The sequence below is a fragment of the Nocardia gipuzkoensis genome, from assembly GCF_021183645.1.
Classification (GTDB): Bacteria; Actinomycetota; Actinomycetes; order Mycobacteriales; family Mycobacteriaceae; genus Nocardia; species Nocardia abscessus.
The window spans coordinates 73,001-97,220 of sequence record NZ_CP089225.1 but is presented as its reverse complement, the minus strand read 5'-3'; the positions used below and the strand labels follow the sequence as shown (position 1 = coordinate 97,220).

Genomic DNA, 24,220 nt, shown 5'->3' with positions numbered 1-24,220 from the left:
CCACGCATCACGTCGACCCACGCCGTCGCGGCACGCGCCGTGCGAACGCGTTCGTCGAAAGTTCGTTCTTCTGGAGTTTCGTCTTTGACCACGCCACACTTCCCACCGTCCACCTCCGTGAGCGGGTGCCCCGTGCCGCACGGGTCGCCGATCGACACCGGCGGTCCGCGCTACCCGTTGTATTCGCAGGAATACGCCGAGGATCCGCACCGGGCCTACCGTGAGATGCGCCGCAAGTACGGTCCGCTCGTTCCGGTCGAGCTGTCGCCGAACGTGCCGGCCACCTTGGTGATCGGCTACCACACCGCGCTGCGCATCCTGAACGATCCGGATCACTTCCCGGCCGATCCGCGCACCTGGCAGAAGGACATTCCCGGCGAGTGCCCGGTGCTGCCGATGCTGGAGTGGCGTCCGAACGCGCTGCGCAGCTCCGGCCTGGAGCATCTGCGCTACCGGCAGGCGAACGTCGCCAGCATCGCCGGGGTCGATCTGCACACGCTGCACGGGACCATCGAGCAGATCGCGATTCCGCTGATCAACGCCTTCTGCCAGGACGGAGCGGCGGATCTGATCAGCCAGTACGCGTTCCCGGTGAGCTTCGCGGTGCTCAACGCCGTGATCGGCTGCCCGCCGGACATCGGGCAGCAGGTCGCGACCGGCATGGCCGCCATCTTCGAGGGCGTCAACGCGGACAAGGGCAACGCGATGCTCACCGACGCGCTGTTCGAACTGGTGCAGATGAAGCGCAATGAACCCGGCGACGACATCACCTCGAGGCTGTTGCAGCACACCGCGGGCCTGGACGACGTCGAGATGATCCATCAGCTGGTGACGCTCTACGGCGCCGGAATCGAACCGATGCAGAACCTGATCGTCAACACGCTGCTGCTGATGCTCACCGACGAACGCTTCGCGGGCGACTTCCTCGGCGGGAGCCTTTCGACCCGCGACGCCCTCGACGAAGTGTTGTTCAACGACCCGCCGATGGCGAACTACTGCGTGAGCTATCCGAGGCAGCCGATCCTCATCGATGACGTCTGGCTGCCCGCGCATCAGCCGGTGGTGATCAGCATGGCCGGCTGCAACAACGATCCCGCGATCGGGGTCGGTCAACGCACCGATAGCCGCGCCCATCTGTCCTGGAGCGTGGGCCCGCACGCCTGCCCCGCCCGATCGGCCGCGTACCTGGTGGTCCAGGACGCCATCGATCAGATCCTCGACGCGTTGCCAGAGCTGCGTTTGGCCGTGGAGCCCGGCCAATTGAACTGGCGGCCCGGCCCGTTCCACCGCGCTCTGGTGTCGCTGCCGGTCGTCTTTCCGAAATCCCCTCCACTGACCGTCTTCTAAGGAGTCCCGATGGACACACAGCCCCTAGTCCTCGACCCAACGGGCGCCGACATCCAAGGTGAGTCCGCTCGAATCCGTGCGCGCGGGCCGATGGCCCGAGTCGAACTGCCCGGCGGGGTGCAGGCGTGGTCGGTCACCGACGCCGGCGTGCTCAAGCGGTTGCTGGCCGACCCCCGGGTGTCGAAAGATGCCAAGCAGCACTGGCCCGCGTTCATCAACGGGGAGATACCCCAGGACTGGCCGTTGTTCCTGTGGGTGGCCGTGAACAACATGTTCACCGCGTACGGCACGGACCATCGCCGGTTGCGCAAGCTGGTCGCGCCCGCGTTCACCCACCGCCGCACCCAGGCGATGCGGCCGATGATCGAGCAGATCACCGCGAATCTGCTGGCCGAACTCGCGGCGACACCGCAGGGCGAAGCGGTCGACCTCAGGGAAGGTTTCGCCTATCCGCTGCCGATCCAGGTCATCAGTGTGCTGATGGGCGTTCCGGAATCCCTGAACGCCGGTCTGCGCAAGTGCGTCGACGGCATCTTCGACACTTCGCTCGGACCGGAGGAGTCGCAGGCGAATTACCTGGAGATGTACCGGATCCTCGGTGAGCTCGTCGCCCACCGGCGCGAAAACCCCGCCGACGACATGACCAGCCTGCTCATCTCGCACCGCGACGAGGAGGACGGCTCGCAGCTGACCGAGCAGGAGCTCATCGATACGCTGCTGCTCGTGATCAGCGCCGGGCACGAGACCACGGTGAATCTGTTGGACCAGGCCGTGTTCGCGCTGCTGACCCACCAGCAGCAGCGCGCCGAGGTGACCGAGGGACGCGCGACCTGGTCCGATCTGATCGAGGAGGCGTTGCGCTACGAGGCGCCGGTGGCGCACCTGCCGCTGCGTTTCGCCGCCGACGACATCGAGATCGACGGCCTGCGCATCGCCAAGGGCGAGCCGATTCTCGCGTCCTACGCCGCGGCCAACCGGGACCCGAACCTGCACGGCGCCGCCGCCGACGAGTTCGACGTGCGGCGAGCTTCCAAGGAGCACCTGGCCTTCGGCTACGGGGCGCATCACTGCCTGGGTGCGCCGCTGGCCCGGATGGAAGCCGAAATCGCCCTGCCCGCCCTCTTCCGGCGCTTCCCGAACATGCGCCTGGCGGCCGGACCCGCCGAACTCGGCACGGTGTCCAGCTTCATCTCCAACGGGCACGCCAGGCTTCCGGTGTACCTGGAACCGGCCGACTAGCGGCGGACCCGCGCCCCCGGTGTGGCCGGGGGCGCAGCAGGTGCGGTGTGCTCGCAATGTGGCGACCGCCACTATGCATTTTCAGTGTCGGCGCGGAAGCTGTTGTGGTGGACTATCATCCACGGGATGTGGATCGGAATGAGCTGATCTGCACGGCCGTCGCACGGGCGCCCCACCCCTGCCGGCGTCGGCGTCTCAGACGACCTGCCGCCGCGGTTTCCGGGTGAGCGCTGCTCGTCCCGGCATGTTTGCACGACGATCGCGCGGGCATCCGGGAAAGACGTCGCATCACGCTGGGAGGACCGATGGCTACCGAAGACCGGACCGCAGTGTTCGACGCGGTGGTCGCGGCGGCGGACTATCCCGTGCTGCTGGTCACCGTGCAGGCGGAGGACAGGCGCGCGGGCTGTCTGGTCGGATTCGCGACGCAGGTCAGCATCGAGCCGCGCCGGTTCTTGATCGGCCTGTCCAAGAAGAACCACACCTACCGGGTCGCGCAGCGCGCCGACCGGCTCGCGGTGCATGTGCTCAGCAGCGAACAACTCTCGCTGGCCAGGCTTTTCGGTGGTGAGACCGGCGACGACATCGACAAGTTCGTGCACTGCGACTGGCACTCCGGCCCCGGCGGCATTCCGGTGCTCAGCACGGTGCCGAGCTGGTTCAGCGCCCGCATCCGCGAGCGTTACGACTTCGGCGATCACGCCGGGTTGCTGCTGGAACCCGAGGACGCCGCGGTGCGGCGGCATCCCGTGGAGACACTGCACTACCACTCGGTGGCGGATCTGGTTGCGGGCCACGCCGTCTGAGGAGGTCCGCGGCGCGCAGGACTGCGCGGAAGCTACTTCCGTGCGTTCGCAAGATCGAAGCGGTCGGCGAAGGCGGACAACTCGTCGCGGGCGCGCTCCGGGTCGCCCGTGCTCGCGCTCACCACAACTCGCGTGACACCCTGTTCGGCCAGTCCTTCGACCCGCGCTACCGGCATGTCGATCGAGCCCCAGCGCGTGTAGTCGAACGCCCCGGTGGTCCGGCCGGCTGCTCCGGCCGCGGCGCGGGCGATCTCCAGTTGGGTGGCGCGTTCGGCCGGTCCGAGCATCCCGCCCGGGAAGTAGCCGTCGCCGCGGGATCCGGCGCGCCGCGCCGCGGCGCGGCTCGATCCGCCGACATGGATCGGCAACGGCTCGCCCCCGAACGGTTTCGGAAAACTGCACAGGTTCTCGAATCGGAAGAACTCCCCGTCGAAGCTCACTCCCTCGGCGTCGCCGGACCACAGCAGTCGCAGCACGTCGATGGCCTCGTCGGCGCGGCGGCCGCGGCCGGTGAAATCGACGCCGACGGCTTGCGCCTCACCGGGCAGGCTGCCCAACCCGACTGTGAGCAGGCGCATCCGTCCCTTGGACAGCACATCGATCGTCGCCAGGCGTTTGGCCAGCACCACCGGATGGTGATAGGGCAGCAGCAGCACGGCGGTGCCGAGCAGGATCCGGTCCGTCGCGGCGGCCACGAAGCTCAGCGCGTCGAGCGGGTCGGCGAACGGGACCGACGGCGTCATCTCCATCGGCCCGATCGTGGCGCCCGGATACAACGCGATGTGCTCGGGCAGGTAGATCGCCTCGAACCCGCAGCGCTCGGCGTGCTGGGCGTAGCCGATCAGCCGATCCGGGTCGACGCCGAAGAAGGGCGTGCTGTAGCTGACCGCGAATTTCACCGCTGCTCCTCGATTCGGTCGAACTCGCAGGCCGCCGCGAGCCGGTCGTTCAGCTGACGCCGGACCTGCTCCAGCCGTTCCAGGTACGAATCGACCTCGGCCAGCTTGCGCCGCAACGTGGAGACCGAGTCCGGGCAGACATCGCCGGAGCCGTTACCCGCCCGCAGGCAGGCGACGAACGGGCGGATCTCGTCGAGGTCGAAGCCCGCGCCGAGCATTTCGCGGATACTCGCCACGATCAGCACTTCGGCGTCGTCATAGGAGCGGTACCCGTTGGCGGTGCGGTGCGGCCGGACCAGGCCGTGCTCCTCGTAATACCGCAGGGCGCGCGTGCTGGTGCCCGCCCGTTGCGCCAGTTCGCCGATGCGCATCGGTCCTCCTTCGTCTTCGTCACCGCAACGCTAAACCTTCTCGTCGATGTCAAGGCAAGCTGCCGCGGGCGCTGCGTACGCTCGGAACGAATCCATCCGGCGGTCTCGTCCGCCGATCCGCTGCGACCAGAAAGCATTTCGTGACGAACGCGCATTTCTTCCTCCCGGTCCGCGACAGCGAGCGGGAACTGCTCGACCGGGTCGCCGACCTGGCGGCCGGATTCGCCGCCGTGGCGGCCGACTACGACGAGCGCGCCGAACTCGCCGTCGAGCATCTGGACGCGCTGCACGGCGCGGGGGTGAACCGGGCGGTGCTGCCGGAGTCGGCCGGTGGCACCGGCCTGAGCTATCAAGGGCTCGGGCGCCTGGTCCGCATCCTCGCGAAAGCCGATCCGTCCACCGCGACGATCTGGACGATGCACGCCGGGGCCGGTGTCGCCCTCGCGGAATTGACCACCGAGACATCGGGATCGTTCTTCGCCGAGGAGTTCCGCGCCGGCCGGCGTTTCGCGAACGCGCTATCGGAACCGGCCAGCGGAAACCGCTTTCTCCAGCCGCAGCAGATCGCCGCGCCGGCCGAGGGCGGGTGGACGCTCAGTGGGGCCAAGCGGTTCGTGTCCGGTAGTGAGATCGCCGACTATCTGCTGGTCAACGCGCTCGTGGACGGGGAGCCCGCGTTCTTCGGCGTGGTCCCCGACGGCACGGTGTCGATCATCCCGATCTGGGACACCCTCGGCTTGCGCGCGACGCGCAGTCAGCTGCTGGCGTTCGATGACACCGTTCTGCGCGCCGAGTACCGCGGTCGCGCGCCGGGCCCCGGAGACTTCGCGGTGATCCCGGCCGGTCTGCCCGCGATCTCGCTGGGGATCGCCGATGCGGCGCTGGAGGCGCTGGTCGAGCACGCACGGGCCAGGGAGATCCTGGGCAAGCCATTGGCGCACCAGCAGTGGGTGCAATACGAGGTCGCGGACGCCCAGACCCGGCTCGCGGCGGCACACACGCTCTACGAGCAGGCGCTGTGGCAGGCCGACAACGGGATTCCGCTGTTCTTCGACAACCTCTCCCGGGCCAAGTATCTAGCGAACAAGGTCGCGGTCGAGGTGGCGCAGCTGGGCATCCGGATCGGCGGCGCTTCGGGGTATCTCAAGCGGTCGCCGATCCAACGCCACCTGCGCGATGCCCAAGCCGGCCAACTCATGGCGTATTCGACGGAGGTGATCGCCGGTGTGATCGGCCGGGAAGTCCTCGGTGTGCCGGACGAAGCGTGATCGCGGGTCTTCGCTCGAGGGTCCGAACGTCAAATATTCGGACATATGGTGCGAACAGGTCGTCGTGTGTTCACCCGGGGCGGCTACACTCCGCGCCTTGTGAGTACAGCCGCGGCATCCGGACCGCGAAAAGAGCGTTACGTCTGGGGCGCGGCGACCGTCGTCGGAGTCCTCGCCGGATATGTGTCGGTGCTGCTGGCCGACACCAGGCACTACTACACCGACGACACCGAGGCGCAGTACGCCCCGATGTGGGTGATGCTCGGAGAGTTGTTGCGTGACGGCCGCTTTCCCGCGCTGGTCCCGCACGAATGGATGGCGGGCAATTACACGCTGGAAGAGGCGGCGCTGTTCAATCCGCCGCAGTTGCTCGTCTATCTCCTCGCGCCGTCGATGGACGATCTCGCCACCTACGCGACGGCGGTGAAGCTCGTCTTCTCGATCATCGCCGCGCTCGGGGTATTCCGCATCTGCCTCGCCTACGGCGCGCGTCCCGGGTGGGCCGCCGTCGCGGGTATCGCGTTCCCGCTCAGCGGCTGGTTCCTGTTCTTCGACCAGGCCAGCTGGTTCACTCCGCACGTGGCGACCGCCTGGATGGTGCACGCCTGGGCCTCGGCGGTGCAGTACGCGCGCGGCCGGAGCGGACCGTTGCCGGTCTTCGTCTTCCTGTACCTGACGCTCACGGTCCAATACGCCTTCCCCGCGGTGGAATCGGCGCTGATCATTGTCGCCGTCGCGGCAGGCGAGGTCGTATATCAGCGCCGGTGGGGCCCCGCGGTGCGGCTGTGCCTCGCGGCGGGGTGCGCGGCGCTCACCGCGGCGATCGCGAACCTGTCCGGCATCCTGTCCTCGCAGGTGACCTGGCGCGGCAGCGTGCAGATCCACAACGACCCGTTCCTGACGGTGCCGTGGTCGGAGTCGCTGAACGCGAGCCTGCCGAGCACGACCCCCGCGTTCACCGCCTGGTGGGGTCATGTCCAGCCGTTGCCGATGGTCTACATCGCCTGGTTCCTCATCCCGGCGCTCGCGTTCGTCGACTGGCGTGCCGCGCGCACCGCCGCACGGGATTTCAGCGGCCTGATCTTCTTCGCGGTGGCGGTGCTGATGTGGACAGCCGGGCCCGGGGCCATCGGTCCGCTGCGCTGGCCGGCCCGGGTGCTGCCGATGCTCGCCATCGTGCTGCTCGTGCTGGTCTGTGTCGCGCTCAGCCGCTACGGCACGTTCGCCGCCTCGCGCCGCCGGGCCACTGCCGCCGTCGTGCTGATCGGGCTGTTGTTCGTGCGGTCGGTGTCGGCCGCCCCCGAGTTGGTGTTGCGGCACGTGGCGGGGGCGCTGGCGGTGGGCGCGCTCGGCGCCGCCGCCGTATGGCTGGCCCGCCACCGCGGCGCCGCCGCCGCGTGCGCACTGGCCGTGCTCGCCATGTTCCCCATCGCCTACGCGCAGGTGGCCGGTGCGCCGATGACGCCGATGTCCTACGACTTCCCGGAGCGGCGCTCGGCGATGCGCGCGGCCTTCCCCGATTTCGACGGCCTCACTCTGCAATTGGCTGATCGCGCCGCCGTGCGCCCCGAGGACCGCAACCTCGCCGGCGCGTACGGCTCGCTGGCCATCGGCAACTACGCGAAGGCGCTCGGACTCGACTACGTCAACGCCTACACGCCGATCGGGCACGCCGCTTTCGCCGGCATGCTGTGCATGGCGTGGGACGGCAGCACCTGCCCCGACGCGTTCCGTCGTGCCTTCGCGACCGAACCCGTCACCGGGGCCAGGATCATCGACCTGATGAAGGTCGATCGGGTGGTCCTGCACCGCACGCAGTACCCGGACGCCCGTGACCGTCCCGCGCCGTCGGGCTGGCGATGGGCCGACTATCCGGGACACGAGCGGCACATCTGGGTGCTGGAACGCGCCGACGGGCTCGCGTCCGCCCGCGACGGGGCGATCGCCCACACCGCGGGGGTGACCGCCGAGTCGAGCGGTTCGCTCGACGACATCACGACCCGGGCCGTGGTCAGCTCGGCGAGCGGCGGGCGCATCGTGTTCGCCCGGCTCGCCTGGCCGGGGCATCGGGTGACCCTGAACGGGCGCGAGGTGGCAGCGGGCACGATCGGCGGCGTCTTCCTCACCGTCGACGTACCGGCGGGCACCGACGGCGCCGAGTTGGTCGTGGACTGGCGTCCACCCGGCAGTGGAATCGGGATCGCGACCACCGCGGCCGGACTGATCGGGCTCGGCCTGTTGCATTGGACATACCACCGGACGCGGCGGCGCACGACCGACGAACCGCCGGAGGCTCCGAAGATCGTCATTCCTCCACCGGCGCTGGTCTCCGTCGACGCGTGAGCACCGCGGGATCAGCGGCTGGGCGGCTCCGGCGTGGCGCGCTGCCCGACGAGGAACGCCGACATCGCCTCGGCGACCGCGGCGGGCCGGTCGAGCATGGAAAGGACGTAGGCGTCGTCGATTTCGACCAGCCGAGCCTTCGGGATGAGTTCGGCGAGCCTGCGCCCGTGCTCGCGGGGCATCACCTTGCCCGCCGACGACCACAGGATCAGCGCCTCACCCTGGAAGTCGCGCAGCGCTTCGGTGTTCGCGATCAGTTCCGGCTTGCGGAAGCCCGACTTGGTGTAGGCGAGCAGGTCCCGCCGGATCCGGGCATCGCGCAGCCCCGGCTCGGTCCAGCCGTGCACCAGCGCGTCGGGCAGCGGGCGCCGCGCCATCCAGCCGAACAGCAGCGGCGAGCGGCGCAGCCACCGAACGCGTAACTGCCGCAGCGCCAGCGAGATCCCGCCGGGGAGATAGGTGGCGACGGTGGCCATCTTGCCCGGCAGGCCGGGTGGGAAGTTGTCGAATGCTTCGCACGGCAGCACGATCAGCCTGCCGACGCGTTGGTCGAGCCCGTAGGCGGTGAGGAACAGCGCGCCGCCCCAATCGCTGTGCACGAGCGTCACGTCGCGCAGATCCAGCGCGGTGAGGAAATCGGCGACCAACTGATTCAGGCCGCGCAGGCTCAGGTCGACGCCGGGACGCAGCGGCAGGCGATGGGCACCGAGCGGCAGGTCCGGCAGCACGTACCGGAAGCCCGCGGGAAGCGCGTCGAGCACCTCGTCCCACAGCGTGTGGTTCATCAGCAGGCCGTGCAGCAGGACGACCGGTGGCCCCTCGCCCCGTTCGACATAGTGCACCCGGCCCGCGGGTAATTCGGCAACAGGCATGTCCGCCTCCATCCGAGCGATCGCTCTAGAGTGTTTGCTCTAGTCTGGAACGGTGACCGAGAGAATGTCAACCAGCACCCGGGAACGCCTCGTCACCGCGACGGCCGAGCTGATGCGCACGCAGGGCTACGCGGGAACCAGCGTCAAGCAGATCACCGTCGCCGCCCGCGCTCCGATGGGCTCGCTCTACCACCACTTTCCCGAAGGGAAACCGCAGATCGCCGCCGCGGCGCTGCGCACGTCGGGAGCCGCGTACATCCAGTTGCTGCCGCTGCTGCTCGATCCGCACGACGATCTGCGCGAGGCGGTGCCCGCCGCGTTCGCGGCGGCCGCCGAGCAGATCGAGCAGACCGGCTGGATCAACATGTGCCCGGTCGGCACCGTCGCGGGCGAGGTCGCCGACAGCGAACCCAACCTGCGCGAAGTCGCCGCCGAGGTGATGGCCGCCTGGATCGATGAAGGCACCGGCTACTTCGTTCGCCGCGGCCTGCCCGCCCCGGAGGCCCGCGAACTCATCCTCGCCGTGCTCAGCGCGCTCGAGGGCGCTTTCGTCCTCAGCCGCACGCTCCGTTCGACCGAACCCTTGCACGCGGCGGGCCGGTCGTTGCGCGCCCGTATCGAGGAAGTGCTGGCGGGGGTGCGCGGCTAGCGGCTCACGCGTCGAGCGGACGCCCGCTCGCTTCGAGTGCCTCGCATAGCTCGGCTCGGAACCGATGCGGGATCGGTGTCGCCAGGCCGCGGTGACCCGCGACACCGATCGTTCGCTGCCGCTTCGTGTTCGGCTGGTGCCCAGGAGAGCTACGGGCGGGTCAAGGGGATTTCCAGGTGCACGGTCTGGAACCCGGGACCGGGCAGGCGCGCGTCGTGGACGATCTCGCCGAAGGTGAGCCAGAAGTCCAGCGCACCCGGCGTCCTGGCGTCGGTGTGCAAGTACAGCCGGTCGAATTCCGGTGTCGCGGATACGTAATCGACCGCTGCCCGGACCAGCCGTGTGGCAAGGCCGCGCCCGGTGGTGCTCGGGGCGGACGTAGACCCGGAACAACTGTGCGGTGCCCTGGTCGGGGAACTGTTCGACCAGCCACGCGGGGTGCGGTGGATGGCGCGGGCCGCGAGCGCGAATCGCCGTGGTGGCGACGATGCGGCCCTCGTGCTCGGCCACCCAGAGGCGGTTGAGCGGGTTGCGCAGGTACACCGTCTCCGGGTCGATGACGTCGTGGTGGTGCTCGGGCAGATACCCGATGCCGAACACCTCTCCCCGGTGGCGATCGGCGCCGCGATCCAGTACTTCACCACGATCAACGCGCCCTACCCCGGCGAAGTAGCCCTTCCGTGCCGATCCTCTCGTGACGAATGAGGCCGATCGTTGTCGACAGCGAGCGGATGGGCCGGGAACGGGGTCGGGACTACGCGACTATCGACGTCCGCCGAGCCGCCGCCGCAGGCCGCGATTCGACGGAAGGGCTATCCGACTCCCAGCTCACGGCCGCCCACTCCGGAGGCGAACTCGCGCCATCGCCAGGGTCCGCCCGCGTCGCGAGCCAGCGGCGGGGTGTCCTCGCCCGCCCCCGCACGTAAACCGGCGAGCAAGTGCTGGAGGGCCTCGACCGCCGTGAACCGGGGCGTCCAGCCCAGTTCGGCACGCGCGCGCCCGGTGTCCAGGATCGGCAGATGCATCACCGCGTCGAACAGGTCCGGCGCGGCGGGCAAGGTCCGCGCGTGCCATCCCATGGCGAGCGCGGCGCGCACGACCGCGGGTGGCACGGACACCACCCGAGCCTGGAACACCTCGGCCAACCGGGCGCGGTCGATCACCGGTTCCGCGGCGAGATTGAACGGGCCGCGCGCGTCGCTGGTGATGGCGAGGGTGTAGGCGCGGCCGATGTCGTCACTGTGCACCGCCTGGAATCGCAGGCCGCCCGGAATCGGCAGGATGGGCGGGAGTCCGGGCCGGATCAGGCGATTCGGTAGCAGGGGACCGGCGAACAGACGCCGCTGCTGGCTGGCGGTCTCCCGCCGGAAGATGAACGCCGGTCGCATGCGAACCACCCGCCGGTCCGGTTCCTCGGCCTCGAAACGATCCAGAAGTCTTTCGACATAGGATTTTTCGCGCATGTACGCGGCCGGAGGCCATCCATCGGTGGGCCAGCTCTCCGGCACGGGCTCGTCGTCCTGGCACGGGGAATAGGCGCCGACCGACGAGGCGTAGATCAAAGCGGGAACCTGGGCCGCGGCCACGGCGCGCAGGACGCGTTCGGTGCCGCCGACATTCGCCCGCCAAGTGACCAAGGGCTGATGGGTGGGCTGGAACAACCATGCCAGATGCACTACGGCGTCGGCTCCATGGAAATGGGATTCCAGGTCGTCGGTTCGCACATCCGCGCGCACCCATTCGACGCCGTCCCGGAGCTTGCCCGGCACGCGCCGCGCGATGCCGGCGATCGAGGTGATCCCTGCTTCGGCCGACAGTGCCTCCAGCACGCTCGTTCCCACGTTTCCGGTGGCACCGACCACGACCACACGCATGTCTGCTCCTCGGCTCGGCGGCGAGATTCGTCAGATGTACCCGGCATCAGGATGCGGGGAGGGCGGCCCTGCAGGTTGCGCCCTCCCCGCCGATCGTGTGAAACGTCAGATGTCGGATTTCGCGAGACGCTTGGCCAGAAGCTCTTTTCCGAGCCGGCCACCTTTCCGGCTGTCGGCTTGCGCCTTGCGGAAGAACTCCACCAGCTCGCTGTCGCCAGCCCGTTCCGCATCCTGAATGAACGTATCCAGGCGCAACGCGTTCTCCAGGGACGCCTCGACGAACCAGATCAGGTTGTAGTCCTTGTCCTTTGTGCCGGTGATGGTGCCCGTTTCCTGCTGCTTGGTCATCTTCGTTCCTCTCGCTTCCGGTTCTCGACGGCGCGTCGGGCTCGATCCCGTCCGAGCCCGTGCGCCAGCTGCTTCTTCGTCATCTTCGAGCGGCCTTCGACGTTGCGTTTCTCGGCCGCAGGGCTGGATTCGTCAGCAGTTGGAAGGCGCGGGCTCTCCGCGAACCCGTCCTTCGAGCCACGCCGCCACCGCGGGGGCGCCCATGGCCGCCGCGGACAGGTGGTCGAAGGCGGGCACGTGCACCACCTGCACCGGCACCCCGCTCGCGCACCAACGGCCGGCGGTGTTGTCGATGGCCTTGATCGGAATCAGTGGGTCGCTCGGCGAATGCCATTCGAATATCGGGGTTCGCGGAGCGCCGCCGTAGAGTTCCACGCTGTTCTCCTCCACCACCGACCAAGCGTCGGGTGTGTTGTCGAAGACAGAGGGGCTGTCGACGAAATCGCGCGCGCTGCCGCCCGCGCCGATGGCGAGGATGTCGTTGGTGCAGCTGTTGGCCATGGCGTCACGCAGCGCGCGGCCGCGAGCGTTGAGATTCGGGCTGATCGGCACCCGGTCCGGGTACTCACGCTCCAGACCGATCGCCGCCGCCATGGCCAAGCCGAAGGCCGGGTGCGGATTGAGTCCCAGCCCTTCCGCCATCGCCACCAGGTTCATCGGGGCGCCGCCGATGGCCGCGCCCGCCAGCCGCAGGTCAGGTGCGTAGGACGGCTGCAGCGCGGCCGCCCAGGCGGTGGCGAGCCCGCCGCCGGAGTAGCCCGCCAGCGCCACCGGGCTCTGATCGACGGCGAGTTCGGGCAGTCGTCTCGCCGCACGGATGCCGTCCAGCGTGATCTGGCCGCCCAACCGCCCGGCTCCGAGTGCGAACTGCGGTCCGAGGTGGTCCGGCAGCGCCAGACTCCAGCCCTGTTGCAGCAGCACGTTCAACATCGGCGTCGACATCGACAGATTGAAATCGTTCTCGTAGAGCAGGTGCGATACCGCGCAGCCGGTGCCGAGCGAATTGATGAAGTGCTGATACGACAGCAGCGGCATGCCGGGTCGATGGAAGGCGGGTGTGACGATCGTGGTGGTCGCCGCGATCGGCGCGCCCCGCGAATTGGTGGACCGGAACTCGACCAGCCTGACAGCGGCGCCGGGGAAGGAGGCCAGTGGCGGCAACGGCCGCACCTCGAGCACGTCACCTGGTCGGTGCGCCGACAGATCGGCCGGGGCCGCGTAGAACGGGTCTGGATCGGGCAGCGGATAGATCGGCTCCGCGGTTGCCGTCGTCGCCAGCAGCAGCGTGAATGCCATACCGCCGATCGCACCGAGGGCGCGGGCCGAACCGATGCGCTTTCTGGCGAGGATACGAAGAGACGGACGAGTCACGACCTTGACCTCCAGGGGTAGTTCGCCGCATTCGTCGAGTAGTGGACTGAATCCATATGTACCGCCAGCAAATTACCAGCGACATTCGCTGGTTAGACCGTAATGCGGCAAATAGCCGATTTACGTGCGGTACAACCGCGAATCCTGCCGCTTCGCTGCGCGGTATTCTGGATCTCAGCAATCTTTTAGCCATTGCAGTGCCGACGGTTGGATTCGATGTACAGCCGCGGTGACCCCGAGGGGGTTGCCACGCGGGGCGAGCCCGGCTTGGCTGGATCACATACACAGCGATGAGGTTCAGGACGAAGGAAGGAGCGGTCATGTCCAAGAGAGCAGCCCATAAGGTCCGCGAAACCGGCTCCGGGTCACCTGAGACGGCACGTTCGGGGCCGGATACCGAGACTGCATCGCCGACCCCGGCCGCCAAGCGCGCCGGATTGCCCGTCCCGGTTCCGACGGTCGGGGTGCGGATGGCGCGCGTCCCGCTTCCGCCCGGGCCGCGCACCGTGGCCGGTGGTGTCGCGTCGGCCACCGCGGCGGTGCGCAATCGGGTGCCGGATCGGGAGTCGTTGCTCTACTTCGGTGGGCTCGGGGCGGCCGCGATCACCGGGGTGGTGTCGTGGCCGGTCGCCGGGGCGATCGGCGTCGGCGTCTGGGTGGCGGAGCATGCCCGTCGCGATTCGGACACCGAACCGAGCCGGGCCCGCGAGTAACCGTGCCGAGGGAAGCTCGGCCACGATCGCTCCCCTGATTCGCGGGGCCTCCGTACCGGCGACGGCGAGCGCTTGGCCGACGTCGGTCGGACCAGGCCGGACAGCCGGCTGAGTATTGTCGCGTGACCGTGAGGTGAACTATCCGCCGAGGTAGGTGTAGGGGACGCCATTACTGGCGCCGCTCGGGGTCGTGACCGTGACGCTGACGACGCCACTTCCGGCGGGCACCGTGGCCCGGAGCAGCGTGTCGGAGATGACGGTGAACGACGGCGTCGTCGTCGTGCCGAAACGTACCGTGCCGGCGCCGGTGAATCCCGTACCGGCGAGGATGACGATGGTGCCGCCGGAGGAGGGCCCTTGGCTCGGGTGGATCGCCGCGATCGTCGGCGCGGGAAGGTAGGTGTAGACGGCGCCGTTGCTGGTGCCGCCGGGGGTGGCAACCGTGACCGCGACCGGCCCGGCGGGCCGACCGGGAGCGACGGCGACGATCTCGGTTTCGGAGATCACCGTGAAAGAGGTCGCGGGGACGGTGCCGAAGCGGACGCCGCTGGCGCCGGTGAATCCCGTGCCGGTGAGGACGACGGTGGTATGCCCCGCGGCCGGACCCGAGTCAGCGGCGAGCGAGATGAGGGTGGGCGCGGTGACATAGGTGTAGGAGACTCCGTTGCTCGTGCCCCCGGCGGTGGTGACGGTGAGCGCGACCGGCCCCGCGATACCGGCAGGCGCAACGGCGCTGATCAGGGAATCCGAGACCACGCTGAAGGACACAGCGCTGTTCGGACCGAACCGCACGGCCGTAGTGCCCGTGAAACCGGTACCTGTGAGGACAACCGTGTCGGAGCCGGTGGTCGGGCCCGAGTTCGGAACGACCGAGGTGAGTGTGGGTGCTGCGAGGTAGGTGTAGGAGACTCCGTTGCTCGTGCCACCCTCGGTGGCGACGGTGACGGCGACCGGCCCAGCGGTCGCGGCGGGCGCCATCGCGGTGATCCGGGTGTCGGAGACCACGGTGTAGGAGGTTGCCGGGATCGCGCCGAAACGGACGGCGGTCGCGCCGGTGAATCCGGTGCCGTCGAGGGTGACGGTGTTGCCGCCCGTGGCGGGCCCGGAGCCGGGGACCACCGAGGCGAGGGCCGGTGCAGGCACATACGTGTAGAAGACACCGTTGCTCCTACCGCCGGTCGTGACGACGGTGACGGTGACGGTCCCGGCCACCCCGGGAGGCGCCACGGCCCTGATCTCGGAATCCGAGACCGGGACAAAGGAACCGGCGGTATTCGCACCGAAATTCACCACAGTCGCCTCGGTGAATCCCGTGCCGTGGAGGATGATGGTGCCGCCGCCGGACGTCGCACCCACGTCGGGGACCACCGAGGCGAGAATCGGTGCCGGGACGTAGGCATAGCCGACCGAGTTGCTCATCCCACCCGGCGTGGTGACGGTGACGGTGACCGTGCCGGCTCCCGGAGGGACGGTGGCGCTGACCTCGCTGTCGGAGACGACCGTGAACGACGCGGACACGACACCGAAACGCACCGCGGTCGTAGCCGTGAGGCCGGTGCCGGTGAGAGTGACGGTGTTGTCGCCGGTTTCCGGTCCGGACTCGGGATCGACGGCGGCGAGGGTGGGCGCTGGGGTGTAGGCGTAGGTGACATCGTTGCTGGTGCCGCCCGCGGTGGTGAGGGTAACCGCGGCGGAGCCGGTTCCGGCGGGAACGACGGCCGTGACCTCGGTATCCGACACCACCGTGATGGACGCGGCGGGTGTGGCGCCGAAGCGGAGAGCGGTCGCCCCGGTGAACCCGGTGCCGGTGAGGGTGACGGTGTTGCCGCCGGTCACCGGTCCCGAGTGGGGCACGATCGAGACGAGCGCCGGTGCCGGGACGTAGGTGTAGAGGACGCCGCCGCTGGTGCCGCCCGCGGTGGTGACGGTGACCGCGGTCGTGCCGGTACCCGCCGGAGCCGTCACCGTGATCTGCGTGTCGGAGACCACCGTCGACGAGGTCGCCGGGGTGAGGCCGAAGTTCACCGCGGTCGCGCCGGTGAACCCGGTGCCGGTGAGGGTGCCGGTGTTGCCGCCGGTCTCCGCTCCGGAACCGGGGGTCACCGAGGCGAGCACCGGTGCTGGGACGTAGGTGTAGCGGACGCCGGAGCTGCTGCCGCCGGAGCTGGTGACGGTGACATCCACCGAACCGATCCCGGAAGGGGCGACCGCGGTGATCCGGGAATCGGAGACCACGACGAAGGAGACCGCGGCGGCGGCGCCGAAGGTCACCTCGCTCGCGGTCGCGAATCCGGTGCCGGTGAGGGTGACGGTGTTGCCGCCGGTCTCCGGGCCGGAGCCGGGGACGATCGAGGCGAGTGCCGGTGCGGGGACGAAGCTGTAGGAGACGCCGTTGCTGTTGCCGCCGACGGCGGTGAGGGTCACCGTTGCTGTGCCGGTACCGGCAGGAGTGATCGCGGTGAGTTCGGTGTCCGATACCACGGTGAACGAGGCGGCGGGTGTGGCGCCGAAGCGGACAGCGGTCGTGCCGGTGAATCCGGTGCCGGTGAGGGTGACAGTGTTGCCGCCGGTCTCGCGGCCGGAGCCCGGGGTCACCGAGGCGAGCACCGGCGCCGGGGCGTAGGTGTAGAGGACGTCGTTGCTGTTGCCGCCGACGGTGGTGACGGTGACCGCGGATGTGCCGGTGCCCGCGGGGGCGATCGCGGTGACCGCGCTGTCCGATATCACCGTGAACGAGATCGCCGGGGCGAGGCCGAAGTTCACCGCGGTCGTGCCGGTCAACCCGCTACCGGTGAGGGTGACGGTGTTGTCGCCGGTCTCCGGGCCGGAGTCCGGGACTATCGAGGCGAGTGCCGGTGCGGGGACGTAGCTGTAGGTCACGGGGTTGCTGGTGCCACCGGCGGAGGTGACGGTGACACCGGCCGGGCCGGTGCCGGCAGGCACCGCCGCACTGATCTCGGCGTCCGACACCACGGTGAACGAGATCGCCTGGTTCGGGCCGAAATTCACCGCGGTCGCGGTCGCGAATCCGGTGCCGGTGAGGGTGACGGTGTTGCCGCCGGTCTCCGGGCCGGAGCCGGGGACGATCGAGGCGAGTGCCGGTGCGGGGACGAAGCTGTAGGAGACGCCGTTGCTGTTGCCGCCGACGGCGGTGAGGGTCACCGTTGCTGTGCCGGTACCGGCAGGAGTGATCGCGGTGAGTTCGGTGTCCGATACCACGGTGAACGAGGCGGCGGGTGTGGCGCCGAAGCGGACAGCGGTCGTGCCGGTGAATCCGGCGCCGGTGAGGGTGACGGTATTGCCACCGGTCACCAATCCCGCACCGGGGACCACCGAGGCGAGGGTCGGCGCCGGGACATAGGTGTAGACGCTGTCGTTGCTGACCCCACCCGCAGTGGTGAGGGTGACCGCGGACGTGCCGGTGCCCGCGGGGGCGATCGCGGTCACCGCGGTATCCGATACCACCGTGAACGAGATCGCCGGGGCGAGGCCGAAGTTCACCGCGGTCGCGGTCGCCAATCCGGTGCCGGTGAGGGTCACGGCGTTGCCGCCGGTCTCCGGTCCCGTGTTCGGAACCACCGCGGTGAGGCTCGGCACAGGGGCGTAGCTGTAGGACACGCCGTTGCTGATGCCCCCGGGAGTGGTGACGGTGACCGCGGCGGAACCGGTTCCCGCCGGTGCGACCGCCGTGATCTCGGTAGCCGACACGACGGTGAAGGCCACCGCCGCGTTCGCACCGAAACGCACCGCGGTGGCGCCGGTGAGGTCGATGCCGGTCAGGACGACGGTGTTGCCGCCGGTCTCCGGCCCGGTGCCGGGGACCACCGCGGCGAGAACCGGTGCCGGAACATAGGCGTAGGAACGACTGTTGCTGGCGCCTCCCGGTGTCGTGACCGAGACGTTCACCGCGCCGGTTCCGGCAGGCGCGACGGCGCTGATCTGCGTGCTCGACACCACAGCGAACGAGATCGCCGCTGTCCCACCGAAATCGACGGCAGTGGCTCCGGTGAATTCGGTGCCCGTGAGGGTGACCGTTTTGCCACCGGAAGCGGGGCCCTGATTCGGGTCGATCGAGGTGAGACTCGGGGTTCCGAGGTAGGTGTACGGAACGGCGTTGCCGGTGCCGACCAGGGTGGTGACCGTCACCGGCACTACGCCGGTGCCGGCCGGAACGACCGCCGTGATCTGGGTATCGGAGTCGACGGTGAAGGATGTCGCCGCCGTGGCGCCGAAGTTCACCGCGAGCGTCCCGGTGAAGTTGTCGCCTTGGAGTACGACCGTGTTGCCACCGGCTCGGGCCCCCGAGCCGGGGACCACTGCGACGAGGGCGGGGGCTTCGCCGTAGGTGTAGAGGACCCCGTTACTGGTGCCGTTGGGTGAGACGACGGTGGCCGACACCGTTCCGGCCCCGGCGGGGACGACGGCGCTGATCTGGGTATCGGACAGGACGCTGAACGAGCCTGCCGGGACCGCACCGAAGAGAACCGAGGTGACAGCGGTGAGGTTGGCGCCGGTGAGGAGCACGGTGTTGCCGCCCTCCACCGGACCCGAATTCGGCGCGACGGACACGAGGGCGGGAACCAGAAGGTAGGTGTAGGAGACACCGTTGCTGGTACCGCCCGGCGTCCTGGCGGTAATCGAAACGCTGCCGGTGCCCGCGGGGGCTACGGCGCTGATCTGGGTGTTCGACACGACGGTGAAGGAGCTCGCCGGTGTGCCGCCGAAGGTGACCGCGGTGGTTCCGGTGAGATTGGCGCCGGTGAGGAGGACGGTGTTGCCGCCGCTCGCCGGTCCCGAGCCGGGGACCACCGCGGCGAGGGTCGGCGCCGGGACGAACGTGTAGGAGACACCGTTGCTGGTACCGCCCGGGCTGGTGACGGTGATCGCGGCGGTGCCGGTGCGTGCGGGTGCGACCGCGGTGATCTGGGTGTCGGAGACCACGGTGAACGAGGTGGCGGGTGTGGTTCCGAAGCGGACCGCAGTGGTTCGGGTGAAGTTGGTGCCGGTGAGGGTGACGGTGTTGCCGCCCGTCGTCGGCCCGAAGCGGGGCGTGACCGTGGTGAGTGCCGGTGCGGGGGTGTAGCCGTAGGCGACGAAGTTGCTGGTGCCTCCTGGTGTGGTGACGGTGATCGCGGCGGTGCCGGTGCGTGCGGGTGCGACGGCGGTGTGCTGGTGCCCCCTGGTGTGGTGACGGTGATCGCGGCGGTGCCGGTGCGTGCGGGTGCGACGGCGGTGATCTGGGTGTCGGACACGACGGTGAACGAGGTGGCGGGTGTGGTTCCGAAGCGGACCGCGACGGTTCGGGTGAGGTTGGTGCCGGTGAGGGTGACGGTGTTGCCGCCGGTTTCCGGCCCGAAGCGCGGCGCCACGCTGGTGAGCGTCGGAGCCGGGACGAACGCATAGGCCACGAAGTTGCTGATTCCGCCCGGTGTACTGACCGAGACCGCGGCGATACCAGTGCGCGCGGGAGCGAGGGCGGTGATCTGGGTGTCGGAGACCACCGTGAACGAGGTGGCTGGCGTGGTACCGAACCGGACGACGGTGGCGCCGGTGAATCCGGTGCCGGTGAGGGTGACGGTGTTGCCGCCGGTTTCCGGCCCGAAGCGCGGGGCCACGCCGGCAAGTGTCGGAGCCGGTATGTAGGCGTAGGCCACCGGGTCGCTGGTGCCACCGGCTGTGGTCACGGTGGCGTTCACCGCCCCGGCGCCGGCAGGCGCCACCGCGGTGATCCGCGAATCGGACACCACGGCGAAGGAGACCGCCGTGTTCGCACCGAAGTGCACTGCGGTCGCGTCCGTGAATCCGGTGCCGGTGAAATCGACCGTGTTGCCGCCTTTTTCGGGTCCTGAGCCGGATGCCACAGTGGTGAGCGACGGTGCCGGGAGGTAGTCATAGCGGACGCTGTTGCTGGTGCCACCCGGGGTGCTGATGGTCACGTCGACCGCGCCGGTCCCGGCGGGGACGACCGCGCTGATCTCGGTGCTCGACAGCACAGTGAAGGAGACCGCCGCTGTCCCACCGAAATCGACCCGGGTGGCCCCGGTGAACTCGGTACCCGTGAGGACGACGGTGTCGCCACCGGCCTCCGGCCCGGAGCCGGGTTCGACGGAGGCGAGGGCGGGTGCTGGGACGAAGCGGTAGAGGACGCCGTTGCCGGTGCCTCCCACCGAGCTCACGGTGACCGCGGCGGTGCCGGAACCCGCGGGAGCGACAGCGGTGATCTCGGTATCCGACACCACCGTGAAGGAGGCCGCCGGGGTGGTACCGAAGTGCACGGCGGTCGCTCCGGTGAATCCCGTACCCGCCAAGGCAATGGTGTTGCCGCCGGTCTCCGGGCCTGAATCGGGGATCGCCGCGGCCGATGCCGGTGCCGGGACGTAGGTGTAGGTCACGGGGTTGCTGGTGCCGCCGGCTGTGGTCACGGTCGCCCCCACCGAGCCGGACCCGGCAGGCGCGACCGCCGTGATCCGGGAATCGGACACCACGGCGAACGAAACCGCCGCTGTCCCATCGAAGTCGACCGCGGTGGCGCCGGTGAATCCGGTACCGGTGAAATCGACTGTGTTGCCACCGGTCTCCGGCCCTGAGCCCGGTGCCGGCGAAGCGAGTGTGGGCGCCGGGACATAGGTGTAGCCCACCGGGTTGCTGATGCCACCGGCGGTGGTCACGGCCACTGCGGCCGGGCCGGTTCCCGCGGGGGCGGTCGCGGTGATCTCGGCATCCGAGACGACCGTGAATGTCGCGGGTGTCCCGTCGAAGGTGACCGCGGTCGTGCCGGTGAGTCCCGCGCCGGTGAGGGTGAGCGTGTTACCACCGGTCTCCGGCCCCGAGTCCGGTGCCACCGCAGCGAGAGTGGGTGCCGGGAGGTATCTATAGGTCACCGGGTCGCTGGTGCCGCCGGCCGTGGTGACGGTGACGTCGGCCGGGCCGGTTCCCGCGGGGGCGATCGCGGTGATCTCGGCATCCGAGACGACCGTGAACGATGTCGCGGGTGTCCCGTCGAAGGTGACCGCGGTCGTGCCGGTGAATTTCGTACCGGTGAGGGTGACGGTGTTGCCGCCGGTCTCGGGGCCGGAGCCCGGAGCCAGCGAGGCGAGTACCGGTACCGGGACATAGGTATAGGTCACCGGGGTGCTGATGCCACCGGCGGAGGTGACGGTGACAACGACCGGGCCGGTTCCGGCAGGCGCCACAGCGGCGATCTGCGTGTTGGAGACGACCGTGAAAGCGATCGCGGTATTCGCGCCGAAATGCACGGCGGTGACGCCGGTCAGATCGGAGCCGGTCAGGATGACGGTGTTGCCGCCCGTCTCCGGGCCGGAGCCGGGCGCGATCGAGGCGAGCACGGGTGCGGGAACGTAGCTGTAGGCGAGTGCGTTACTGGTGCCACCGTTCGTGGTGACGGCGACATCGACAGTCCCGGTGCCCGCCGGCGCCGTGGCGGTGATCCGGGTGTCCGAATCCACCACGAATGCGATCGCGGAGGTAGCGCCGAACACGACGGATGTCGTGCCGGTGAGGTCGGCGCCGGTCAAAACCACCGCGTTGCCGCCGGTCTCGGGACCAGAGCTCGGTGCAACCGAGACGAGAGTCGGTGCGGCGACGAAGGTGTAGAGCAGCCCGTTGCTGGTGCCACCCGTGGCCGTGACCGTGACGACAACAGGTCCCGGGGTCCCGGCGGGCACCACGGCGATGATCCGGGTGTCGGAGACGACGGTGAAGGAGGTCGCGGGTATCCGATCGAAATGCACGGCGGTGGCGCCGGCTAGGTTCGTGCCGGTCAGGGTGACGGTGTTCCCGCCGGACTCCGGGCCGTCGTCGGGGACGACCGTGGTGAGGGTAGGTGCGGCGACGAAGGCGTAGTCCACCGTGTTGCTGGTGCCACCGTTGGTGGTGACGGCGACGTCGACGGTCCCGGTACCCGCGGGCGCCGTGGCGCTGATCCGGCTGTCCGAATCCACCACGAAAGCTATCGCCGGGGTGGCGCCGAACACGACGGAGGTCGTGCCGGTGAGACCGGTTCCGGTGAGCACGACCGTGTTGCCGCCGGTCTCGGGGCCGGAGCTCGGTGTCACCGAGGCGAGTGCCGGTAACGGGACGTAGGTGTAGGTCGCCGGGTTACTGGTGCCACCGATCGCGATGACGGTGACGTCGACCGTGCCGGTACCTGTGGGGACGACGGCACGTATCTCGGTATCGGAGACCACCGCGAAAGAGGCCGCGGGCGTGTCGCCGAAGCGGATGGCACTGGTGCCGGTGAACCCGGTTCCGTCGAGGACGACGGTATTGCCGCCGATTTCGGGGCCGGAGCCCGGTGCCACCGAGGCGAGAGTGGGTGCGGCGACAAAGGTGTAGGCGATCCCGTTGCTGGTGCCCCTGGGGTTGGTGACGGTGACGGCGACCGTCCCGGTTCCTGCCGGTGCTACGGCGGTGATCCTGGTTTCGGAGACGATGGTGAACGAGCTCGCGGCGGTCGCACCGAAGTGCACTGCCGTGGCCGTGCCGAACCCGGTGCCGGTGAGGACGACGGTGTTGCCGCCCGTCGCCGGGCCGGATTCGGGGCTGACCGAGGTCAGTGACGGTGCGGCGGGGTATGTGTAGGTCGCCCCGTTGCTGGTACCGCCCGCGGTGGTGACGGTGACCTGCACCGTACCTGTCCCAGGGGGAGCGATCGCGGTGATCCGCGTCGGGGAATCGAGCGTGAACGTGGTAGCGGTCGAGCCGAAACGCACAGTGGTGGGGCCGATGAAGTGAGTGCCGGTGATCACCACGCTGTTGCCGCCGGATGCCGGTCCCGCAGGTGGTGACAGCGATGTGATGGTAGGGCGAGACGGGATATAGATGTAGGGCAGTGGGTTGCTCGTTCCGGCCTGGGACGTGACGGTCACCGGAACTATGCCGCTTCCTTGCGGAACCGTCGCGGTGATCTGGGACCCCGACACGACCGAGAACGAAGTCGCTGGAGCGCCACCGAAATTCACCCCCGTCACGCCGGAAAGCCCGGAGCCGTTGATGGTGACCGTGGTCCCGGACGGCCCTTGGACGGGACTGATCGAGCTCAGGGAGGGAACCGCCAGGTAGGTGTAGGGCAGTGCGTTACTGGTGCCGCTCAGCGGCGCGTCGACGGTGACTTGCACCGTCCCGCTTCCGGTGGGGGCGACAGCCGTGATCCGGGTTTCGGAATCGATGGTGAATGTCGTTGCGGTCGTGCCGAATCGCACGGTCAACGGGCCGGAACTGCGAAACCCGGTGCCGGTGATCACCACGCTGTTGCCTCCGGACGCCGGCCCCGAAGCCGGTGAGAGCGACGCGATAGTAGGCATGGGGCTGCCCTCCGACGGAGACGTGAACTGGAAGATGGCGCTACGCCGACGTTGTCGCAACCGGCTTCTCCAGTAACCCTCGAGCTACTACAGCTTGGCAATGAGGACTCGCTCCGTTTTTGTCTGTTTTGGTGTGCGGCAGCGTCACCATCGGCGGAACCGCCCGGGACACACGTCCTATCGGCCGATCGAAACACGGTATGCAATCGAGTGGGGTCGGCTGGAGTTCATCGGGTGCTGGTCGAATAGCGGGGCAACGTTCGCCAGGGAGGAAAGCCATGACCAGCATCGACATTCACGCCAACGGGACCGTGGCGTCCCGTGTCACCGAACTGACCACGGTTTTCGAGCGGGGGCTTCGCGAGAACCTCGGCGTCGGCGCGTCTCTGGGCATTCGACTGGAGACGGCGGGCGACGGCTACACCCGGTACTACCTCGACCCGAACCCGGCCACCATCAACGCCATGTTCACCGTGCACGGCGGGGTGCTGGCCACCTTGATGGACACCGCGATGGGCAGCGCGGTCTTCACGAAACTCGGCGACGGCGTCGCCTATACGACGCTCGAGCTGAAGGTGAACTTCATCCGGCCGGTGACGCTGGACGGCTCGCGCCTGACCTGCGAGGCCAACGCCGTGCACGTGGGACGGCGCACCGCTACGGCGGAGGGCCGGATCACCGACGCGGGCGGCAAGCTGATCGCGCACGGTTCGACCACGATCCTGGTGTTGCAGCCCGAGAACTGAACGCCGCGAAGGGCCCTGTCTCCGAACTCTCTCGGGGACAGGGCCCTTCGG

The 24,220-nt window shown here is 69.1% G+C and carries 17 protein-coding genes and 2 pseudogenes; 9 read left to right on the top strand and 10 right to left on the bottom strand.

Annotation, left to right across the window (positions count from 1 at the left end):
* The first annotated feature begins 117 nt into the window (after positions 1 to 117).
* The 3 genes from LTT66_RS00415 to LTT66_RS00405 all read left to right on the top strand — a co-directional run bounded on the left by LTT66_RS00415 (position 118) and on the right by LTT66_RS00405 (position 3,392).
* A complete protein-coding gene (locus tag LTT66_RS00415; RefSeq protein WP_233063166.1) occupies positions 118 to 1,347 on the top strand; it encodes a cytochrome P450 in 1,230 nt (409 codons plus the stop codon).
* Positions 1,348 to 1,356: 9 nt separating this feature from the next.
* A complete protein-coding gene (locus LTT66_RS00410; protein WP_233063165.1) occupies positions 1,357 to 2,586 on the top strand; it encodes a cytochrome P450 family protein in 1,230 nt (409 codons plus the stop codon).
* A gap of 305 nt (positions 2,587 to 2,891) precedes the next feature.
* A complete protein-coding gene (locus tag LTT66_RS00405) occupies positions 2,892 to 3,392 on the top strand; it encodes a flavin reductase family protein (RefSeq protein ID WP_233063164.1) in 501 nt (166 codons plus the stop codon).
* Positions 3,393 to 3,424: 32 nt separating this feature from the next.
* On the opposite strand, the gene LTT66_RS00400 is transcribed toward LTT66_RS00405, so the two are convergent.
* Complete coding sequence (locus tag LTT66_RS00400; protein ID WP_233063163.1) at positions 3,425 to 4,291, bottom strand: TIGR03619 family F420-dependent LLM class oxidoreductase; 867 nt, start codon at positions 4,289 to 4,291, stop codon at positions 3,425 to 3,427.
* A complete protein-coding gene (locus LTT66_RS00395) occupies positions 4,288 to 4,662 on the bottom strand; it encodes a MerR family transcriptional regulator (RefSeq protein WP_233063162.1) in 375 nt (124 codons plus the stop codon). The genes LTT66_RS00400 and LTT66_RS00395 overlap by 4 nt, the downstream gene beginning before the upstream one ends.
* Before the next feature lie 140 nt (positions 4,663 to 4,802).
* Here LTT66_RS00395 and LTT66_RS00390 point away from each other — a divergent pair, with 140 nt between their 5' ends.
* Both LTT66_RS00390 and LTT66_RS00385 read left to right on the top strand, forming a co-directional pair.
* On the top strand, positions 4,803 to 5,930 hold the full coding sequence (locus LTT66_RS00390; RefSeq protein WP_233063161.1) for an acyl-CoA dehydrogenase family protein: 1,128 nt from the start codon (positions 4,803 to 4,805) through the stop codon (positions 5,928 to 5,930).
* Positions 5,931 to 6,029: 99 nt separating this feature from the next.
* Positions 6,030 to 8,273 carry a hypothetical protein gene (locus LTT66_RS00385; protein WP_233063160.1) on the top strand — a complete coding sequence of 748 codons (2,244 nt, stop codon included), beginning with the start codon at positions 6,030 to 6,032 and terminating at the stop codon, positions 8,271 to 8,273.
* Positions 8,274 to 8,284: 11 nt separating this feature from the next.
* On the opposite strand, the gene LTT66_RS00380 is transcribed toward LTT66_RS00385, so the two are convergent.
* Positions 8,285 to 9,145: an alpha/beta fold hydrolase gene (locus tag LTT66_RS00380; RefSeq protein ID WP_233063158.1), complete on the bottom strand. Its 861-nt coding sequence runs from the start codon at positions 9,143 to 9,145 to the stop codon at positions 8,285 to 8,287.
* A 52-nt stretch (positions 9,146 to 9,197) separates the two neighbouring features.
* Between LTT66_RS00380 and LTT66_RS00375 the strand changes: the two genes are divergently transcribed.
* Positions 9,198 to 9,794 carry a TetR/AcrR family transcriptional regulator gene (locus tag LTT66_RS00375; protein WP_233063156.1) on the top strand — a complete coding sequence of 199 codons (597 nt, stop codon included), beginning with the start codon at positions 9,198 to 9,200 and terminating at the stop codon, positions 9,792 to 9,794.
* Positions 9,795 to 9,943: 149 nt separating this feature from the next.
* Here LTT66_RS00375 and LTT66_RS37030 read toward each other — a convergent pair whose 3' ends face one another.
* Both LTT66_RS37030 and LTT66_RS37295 read right to left on the bottom strand, forming a co-directional pair.
* A complete protein-coding gene (locus LTT66_RS37030) occupies positions 9,944 to 10,075 on the bottom strand; it encodes a hypothetical protein (RefSeq protein ID WP_269821991.1) in 132 nt (43 codons plus the stop codon).
* Between the two features lie 6 nt (positions 10,076 to 10,081).
* Positions 10,082 to 10,132 (bottom strand): annotated as a pseudogene (locus LTT66_RS37295) (hypothetical protein); the annotation flags it as partial.
* A gap of 4 nt (positions 10,133 to 10,136) precedes the next feature.
* Here LTT66_RS37295 and LTT66_RS00370 point away from each other — a divergent pair.
* Positions 10,137 to 10,499, top strand: coding sequence for a hypothetical protein (locus LTT66_RS00370; protein ID WP_233063154.1), 363 nt, complete (start codon positions 10,137 to 10,139; stop codon positions 10,497 to 10,499).
* Between the two features lie 107 nt (positions 10,500 to 10,606).
* Here the strand turns inward: LTT66_RS00370 and LTT66_RS00365 are convergent, their stop codons facing one another.
* The 3 genes from LTT66_RS00365 to LTT66_RS00355 all read right to left on the bottom strand — a co-directional run bounded on the left by LTT66_RS00365 (position 10,607) and on the right by LTT66_RS00355 (position 13,312).
* The gene (locus LTT66_RS00365) at positions 10,607 to 11,668 is read right to left on the bottom strand and encodes an NAD-dependent epimerase/dehydratase family protein (RefSeq protein ID WP_233063152.1); all 1,062 of its coding nucleotides are present in this window, start codon (positions 11,666 to 11,668) and stop codon (positions 10,607 to 10,609) included.
* 105 nt (positions 11,669 to 11,773) lie between these two features.
* Positions 11,774 to 12,016 carry a hypothetical protein gene (locus tag LTT66_RS00360; protein ID WP_181721776.1) on the bottom strand — a complete coding sequence of 81 codons (243 nt, stop codon included), beginning with the start codon at positions 12,014 to 12,016 and terminating at the stop codon, positions 11,774 to 11,776.
* A 132-nt stretch (positions 12,017 to 12,148) separates the two neighbouring features.
* Complete coding sequence (locus tag LTT66_RS00355) at positions 12,149 to 13,312, bottom strand: lipase family protein (RefSeq protein ID WP_233063151.1); 1,164 nt, start codon at positions 13,310 to 13,312, stop codon at positions 12,149 to 12,151.
* A gap of 395 nt (positions 13,313 to 13,707) precedes the next feature.
* On the opposite strand from LTT66_RS00355, the gene LTT66_RS00350 reads away from it, so the two are divergent.
* Positions 13,708 to 14,100 (top strand): hypothetical protein, encoded by a 393-nt coding sequence (locus LTT66_RS00350; RefSeq protein ID WP_233063150.1) that lies wholly within the window; start codon positions 13,708 to 13,710, stop codon positions 14,098 to 14,100.
* 138 nt (positions 14,101 to 14,238) lie between these two features.
* Here LTT66_RS00350 and LTT66_RS00345 read toward each other — a convergent pair whose 3' ends face one another.
* Complete coding sequence (locus LTT66_RS00345; protein WP_233069526.1) at positions 14,239 to 19,230, bottom strand: beta strand repeat-containing protein; 4,992 nt, start codon at positions 19,228 to 19,230, stop codon at positions 14,239 to 14,241.
* Between the two features lie 95 nt (positions 19,231 to 19,325).
* A pseudogene (locus LTT66_RS00340) lies at positions 19,326 to 23,423 on the bottom strand (beta strand repeat-containing protein); the annotation flags it as partial.
* Between the two features lie 278 nt (positions 23,424 to 23,701).
* Here LTT66_RS00340 and LTT66_RS00335 point away from each other — a divergent pair.
* The gene (locus LTT66_RS00335) at positions 23,702 to 24,169 is read left to right on the top strand and encodes a PaaI family thioesterase (protein WP_195099157.1); all 468 of its coding nucleotides are present in this window, start codon (positions 23,702 to 23,704) and stop codon (positions 24,167 to 24,169) included.
* The last annotated feature ends 51 nt before the right edge of the window (positions 24,170 to 24,220 follow it).